The following is a 5779-nucleotide window of genomic DNA, read 5'->3' on the forward strand; positions in this document are numbered from 1 at the left end:
GGCCTCGACGGCCGGATCGGCGGCCGAGCCGGCCAGGCGCAGCACGAAGGCCATCAGCCGGGGGCGCTCGGCATCCGGCATGGCGTCGTTCAACCCGAGGGCGTAGGCGGCCAGGGCTCGCGAGAAGCAGGGCGGGCAATCGGCCGAGGCGCGGATCGCCCGGTAGGGCAGGCCGGCGGCGACGATGGCCGCCTCGTTGATGCAGGTGCCGCCGTCCGGGCCGGGAAAATCGTGCGAGCCGGCCAGGAGCCGCCAGTTCAGGATCGGCTCGAAGCCCGACGTCATGGCCATTCTCTCCTGCCCCATGCTCCCCTGCTGCCGGGGAAGACTGGCACGGGCCGGCCGGCTTGGCGAGGCGGTCGGCGAAGAGGCGCGGCGTCAGCCGCCGAGGTCGGCGGCCAGACCCGCCAGCATGGCGAGGCCGAGCACCAGCACGAAGGCGCCCGCGAGGAGTTCGAGGGCGCCGACCGCCCGCGCCCCGGTCCGTCCGCGTCCGCCCGCGAGGCGCAGGGCCAGGACCTTGGCGAAGACCGCGAGGCTCGCGAGCGCCCCGGTGGTGAGGGCGGTGCCGAGCGCCATGGCGAAGGTCGCCGCGACGCCGGCGGCCAGCAGGCCCTGGGAGGCGGAGAAGACGAGGATCAGCACGGCCCCCGCGCAGGGGCGCGTGCCCGCCGCCAGCACGATCCCGGCGCGTTCGCGCCAGGTGGCGAGGCGGCTCAAGGCCGCCGCGTCGGTGAGATGGACATGGCCGCAGCCGGGGGCGCAGGCCGCCGCGTCCTGGCCGGCGAGCCGTCCGGCCTTGCGCCAGGTGAGGGCGAGTCCGAGGAGCGCCACGAGGGCGAAGCTCACCGTCTCGATCACCGTGCCGGCCCGGGTCATGCCAGCGGCGGTGGCGCCGAGCAGCAGGGTCCCGACCCCCACGAGGGCGATGGCGACCAGGGCCTGGAGCAGGGCGGCGGCGAAGCTCAAGCCGAAGCCGCGCAGCAGGGCGCGTTCCCCGGCGACGATATAGCCGGCGATGACGGCCTTGCCGTGGCCCGGCCCGGCAGCGTGGAAGACGCCGTAACTGAAGCCCAGCAGCATCATCGGCCCCCAGGCACCGCCCTCCTTGAGGGCGCGGACGGACGCCTGGAGGCTGCGCGAGAAACTCGATTGCAGGGCGAGGATCCAGCCGCCGAGGCCGGTGGCCTGGGGGGCGGCCTCGCGAAAGCCGATGCCGAAGGGCGAGCGCGGCGGCGGCGCGGCGACGCCGGGACTGATCAGCCAGACGAGGCCGGACAGGACCAGGGCCGCGACAGCCACGGCGATCAGCGCCAAGAGCGCCTGCCGGACGAGGTGCCGGCGCGGATCGGCCGGGGCGGTTCCGAAGGCGGCGCCTACGGACACGCGACGAGGATCCGGTTGGCGAACTGGAGGCCGTAATTCGAGGCCGAGGTCAGGGCCTCGAAGAACGCCTCCGACATGCCGGGCTTGGCGTCCGCCGTCTTGCCGTCCGCGCTCGGATCGCCCTTCGGGCGGGTCAGCGTGGCGGCGCACCCGCTCGGGGCGCCGGTGAGGCGCGCGGCGTCCGCCCCCTCCGCCAGCGCGAAGGAGACGAAGAAGGTGGGGTCGTAGACCTCGACGGCGGTGACGCCGCGCCCCTGGGCCACCGGCGCCTTGAGGGGCAGCAGGAAGCTCAGGGTCAGCTTGTCGCCGTCCATCGTCATGCGCGGCTCGGCGGGGTCCGCGAAGGCCTGCTCCTTGCCCGCGACCTTCAGCTTGGTGAAGTAGCCGAACTCGGCGAGGTTGCCGGTATTCTCGGCCGCCAGCCCCGCGAGTTCGTCGGGCGTGAGCCGACCGTCGCCGTTCTTGTCGAGACCCTGGGTCACGAAGGCGGAATAGGAGGCATCGAAGGTCCAGGCGTGCCGGATGCCGGTCACCCGCCCGCCCTCGCCGTAGGCGATCTCGGCCTTGGTCGTCACCCAGACATGGGGATGCGCGCGGGCAGGGGACGCGAGAAGCGCCACCGCCAGGGTCGGCGCGAGGAGGTTCAGGAGGCGGTGCGGCGACGCGATCGGCATGGCACGGGACGCTCGCGACTCAGGGTAAAGACATCGTTAAGGCCGACGCGGGACCGGGGGTCGGCGGTTCGGGCCAGATCTCCCCCGGTACTGGGGCGAAAGCGAGGCATGCCCCGGCGCGCGATCGTTCACCGAGGCGGGAACGCGCCGTCAGTCGCGCCGGGTCAGGGCGGCGATCTCCGCCTGCTCCTCGGGGCTGAGGCCCTGCGGCACCGGCTCGGGCCGGCGGCGCGCGAGGCGCCAGAGCCCGAACAGGCCGAGGGCCACCACCAGCCCGGGGGTCAGCCACAGGAGCAGGGTGTGCAGGGCGAAGACGGGCCGCAGCAGCACGTATTCGCCGTAGCGCCCGACGACGTAGGATTGCACCTGCGCGTCGTCGTCGCCGGCCTTGAGGCGCTCGCGCACGATGAGCCGCAGGTCCCGGGCCAGGGGCGCATCGGAATCGTCGATGGACTGGTTCTGGCAGACGAGGCAGCGCAGGCCGGATGAGATGTCCCGGGCGCGCGCCTCCAGGGCGGGGTCCTTCAGGACCTCGTCCGGTTGCACCGCGCCGGCCCCGCCCGCCAGGGCGAGGAGGAGGGCTAGCGCCGCCGCGGCGCGCGTCAGGGAAGGCCGGTTCATTCGGCGGGCGCCATGCCGGGCGGAAGCGGCTTCGACTTCGCCCGTGCGGGCGCGCCGACGCGCATGCGCCGGTCGGTGAGGGAGACCGCGCCGCCGAGCGCCATGACCACCGCGCCGAGCCAGATCAGCAGCACCAGGGGCTTGTAGTAGAGCCGCAGGCCGATACCGCCCTCGGGGAGCACTTCGCCCAGGCTGGCATAGACCTGGCTCGCCCCGATGGTGAGCAGGCCGGATTCCGTCACCGTCATCTTGCGGCTCGGATAGAAGCGCTTGCCGGTCTCCACGGTGCCGACGAAGTCGCCGCCGGCGTTGCGGATGGTGAGGAAGGCGGTGGTCTCGGTGTAGTTCTCGCCCTGCCGGGGGCCGACCCGGTCGAGGGTGGCCACGTAGGGGCCGGAGGCCAGGGATTCGCCGGGCTTCACGGTCTTCAGCCCCTCCGTCGCCCAGCCCTGCGCGGCGATGCCGAGCACCACGACTCCGACGCCCGCATGCGCCAGCGCCGTGCCCCAGGCGGAGCGCGGCAGGCCGGCGGCGCGGCGCCAGATCGCGGCGGCGCCCCGGGTGCGGCTGGCGCCGTAGCCCCGCGCCCGCGAGATGATCTCGAGGCCCGAGCCGACCACGAGGTAGGCCCCGAGGCCGATGCCGACGGGGGCCATCATCGGGCCGCCCCAGGTCAGGGCCAGCACGGCCAGGCCGATCACGAGGGCGATGGCGAGCGCCGCGAACAGGCGCTGGGTCGCCGCATGCACGTCGCCGCGCTTCCAGGCCAGGGTCTGGCCGAACGGCACGATGAGGAGGAGCGGGATCGCGAGCGGGATGAAGGTGTAGTTGAAGAAGGGAGGGCCCACCGAGATCTTCTCGGCGGTGAGCATCTCCAGCAGCAGCGGATAGAGCGTGCCGACGAACACGGTGGCGCAGGCGGCGGCCAGGAACAGGTTGTTCATGACGAGGGCGCCCTCGCGGGAGATCGGCGCGAAGATGCCGCCCTGGCGCAGCATCGGCGCCCGCCAGGCGAACAGCGTGAACGAGCCGCCGATGAACAGGATCAGGATGGCGAGGATGAACACGCCGCGCGTCGGGTCCGTGGCGAAGGTGTGGACCGAGGTCAGCACACCCGAGCGCACGATGAAGGTGCCGAGCAGCGAGAGTGAGAAGGTGAGGATGGCCAGCAGCACCGTCCAGACCTTCAGGGCGTCGCGCTTCTCCATGACCACGGTGGAGTGGAGGAGGGCGGTGCCGGCGAGCCAGGGCATCAGCGAGGCGTTCTCGACCGGGTCCCAGAACCACCAGCCGCCCCAGCCGAGCTCGTAATAGGCCCAGTACGAGCCCATCGCGATGCCGAGCGTCAGGAAGCTCCAGGCGATCAGGGTCCAGGGCCGCACGGCCCGTGCCCAGACCGCGTCGATGCGCCCGTCGATCAGGGCCGCGATGGCGAACGCGAAGGTGATCGAGAAACCGACATAGCCGACGTAGAGGAGGGGCGGGTGCACCGCGAGGCCGAAATCCTGCAGCAGCGGGTTGAGGTCGTTGCCCTCGACCGGTGCCGGGTTCACCCGCGTGAAGGGGTTCGAGGTCGTGATGATGAACAGCACGAACACGAAGGTGATCAGCCCCTGCACCGCCAGGGTGTTGGCCCGCAGGGTTGGGGGCACGGACTCGCGCGCCACCGCCACCAGCGCCCCGAACAGGGCCAGGATGAGGACCCAGAGCAGCATCGAGCCCTCGTGGTTCCCCCAGACGCCGGACAGCTTGTAGAGGAAGGGCTTGGCGGTGTGCGAGTTCTCGACCACGTTGAGGACCGAGAAGTCCGACGTGGCGTGCGCGTAGGTGAGCGCCCCGAACGAGAACAGGATGCAGGCGAAGGCGCCGAGCGCGGCGGGCGTCGCCACGGACCTCAGGGCCTGGTCGCCCGAGCGCGCCGCCCAGACCGGCATCACCGCCTGGACCAGGGAAAGGGCCAGCGCGAGCGCCAGCGCGAAATGGCCGACCTCGATCAGCAAGGCGGGATGTCCTTCCGGTTTAAGAGGGGCCGGTTTGAAAGAGACCGGTCTGCGCGGCGCATCATCGCTCGCTACGCTGGCCGAGCGTCTTGTCGGTCACCGAAGTTCCGTTCTCGGAAGCCTTGATGTCCGACGGCTTGCTGCCGGGGACCTTGCTGTCGGGGACCTTGGCGTCCGTCATGCCCTTGCCCTCCTGCCAGCGGCCCTGCGCCTTCAGGGCGTCGGCGACCTCGCGGGGCATGTAGGATTCGTCGTGCTTGGCCAGCACCGTGTCGGCGCGGAACACCCCGCCCGGCCCCAGCGTGCCCTCGGCCACCACGCCCTGGCCCTCGCGGAACAGGTCGGGCAGCAGGCCACGATACTGCACCTGCACGGTGGCGTTGGTGTCGGTCACCGAGAAGTCGACGGTCTGGTCCGGCCCCCGCTGGAGGGAGCCGTCCTTGACCAGGCCGCCGAGGCGGAAGCGCGTGCCCGGCGCCACGGTCTGGGCCGCGACCTCGGTGGGCGAGCGGAAGAACACGATCGATCCGCTCATCGCCGACAGGATCAGGCCGAGGGCCAGGGCCAGTACGGCGCCGCAGGCAGCGATCAGGACGAGTCGGCGGCTCTTGCGGGTCACGGGTGGCGCTTCCGTCTCGGTGGCGTGGGGGGCGTCGTTGCGCCCCGGCGATATGATGCAGGATCGGATCCGGCCGCTTCCGGTGTCGGCCGTGTGCCCGGCCGGGTCAAGGGCCGGGGCCGGGACCGATTGTCAGGGGCGGGTCGGCGCGCGGGGGCGCCGTCCTACGGTTTTCCCGTGGGGGCGGGCGGCTTCGGCGCCTGTCCGCGCAGGTCGAGTTCCCGCGAGAGCTCGTCGAGGCGCTCGATCGCCCCCGGGTCCGGGCTCAGCGCCATCCGCGCCCGGTCGAGGATCTGGGCGGCCCGCTCGCGCTCGCCCAGCACGCTGTAGGAGCGCACCAGGCGCAGCCAGTCGTCGACGCTGCCGCCCTTGGCCGCGAGCCGCCGGTCGAGGCCCGCCACCATGGCGCGGATCGCCGCGTCGCGCTCGGCGGCCGGCATCGCCTTGACGGCGGCCACGGCGGCCTCGGTGCCCGCGCG

The 5779-nt window shown here is 72.7% G+C and carries 5 protein-coding genes and 2 pseudogenes; all 7 read right to left on the reverse strand.

The annotated features are described in order from the left end of the window. A pseudogene (locus K2X24_RS16165) lies at positions 1 to 285 on the reverse strand (hypothetical protein); the annotation flags it as partial. Positions 286 to 378: 93 nt separating this feature from the next. Then, positions 379 to 1386 carry a nickel transporter gene (locus K2X24_RS16170; RefSeq protein WP_292499375.1) on the reverse strand — a complete coding sequence of 336 codons (1008 nt, stop codon included), beginning with the start codon at positions 1384 to 1386 and terminating at the stop codon, positions 379 to 381. Next, positions 1377 to 2060: a DUF1007 family protein gene (locus K2X24_RS16175; protein ID WP_292499376.1), complete on the reverse strand. Its 684-nt coding sequence runs from the start codon at positions 2058 to 2060 to the stop codon at positions 1377 to 1379. Before K2X24_RS16175 ends, K2X24_RS16170 begins: the two co-directional genes overlap by 10 nt. 150 nt (positions 2061 to 2210) lie before the next feature. Further along, complete coding sequence (locus K2X24_RS16180) at positions 2211 to 2681, reverse strand: cytochrome c-type biogenesis protein (RefSeq protein ID WP_292499377.1); 471 nt, start codon at positions 2679 to 2681, stop codon at positions 2211 to 2213. After that, a complete protein-coding gene (locus K2X24_RS16185) occupies positions 2678 to 4681 on the reverse strand; it encodes a heme lyase CcmF/NrfE family subunit (RefSeq protein ID WP_292499378.1) in 2004 nt (667 codons plus the stop codon). Before K2X24_RS16185 ends, K2X24_RS16180 begins: the two co-directional genes overlap by 4 nt. A gap of 61 nt (positions 4682 to 4742) precedes the next feature. Beyond that, positions 4743 to 5300, reverse strand: coding sequence for a cytochrome c maturation protein CcmE (gene ccmE / locus K2X24_RS16190; RefSeq protein WP_292499379.1), 558 nt, complete (start codon positions 5298 to 5300; stop codon positions 4743 to 4745). A gap of 164 nt (positions 5301 to 5464) precedes the next feature. Continuing rightward, positions 5465 to 5779: pseudogene (locus K2X24_RS16195) on the reverse strand (c-type cytochrome biogenesis protein CcmI); the annotation flags it as partial.

It is taken from the genome of Methylobacterium sp., from assembly GCF_019750675.1.
GTDB lineage: Bacteria > Pseudomonadota > Alphaproteobacteria > Rhizobiales > Beijerinckiaceae > Methylobacterium.

What these genes read in the sequence shown, in the direction of transcription:
- K2X24_RS16175 (WP_292499376.1), bottom strand. Translation starts at nt 2,060, where the DNA reads ATGCCGATCGCGTCGCCGCACCGCCTCCTGAACCTCCTCGCGCCGACC.
- K2X24_RS16180 (WP_292499377.1), bottom strand. Translation starts at nt 2,681, where the DNA reads ATGAACCGGCCTTCCCTGACGCGCGCCGCGGCGGCGCTAGCCCTCCTC.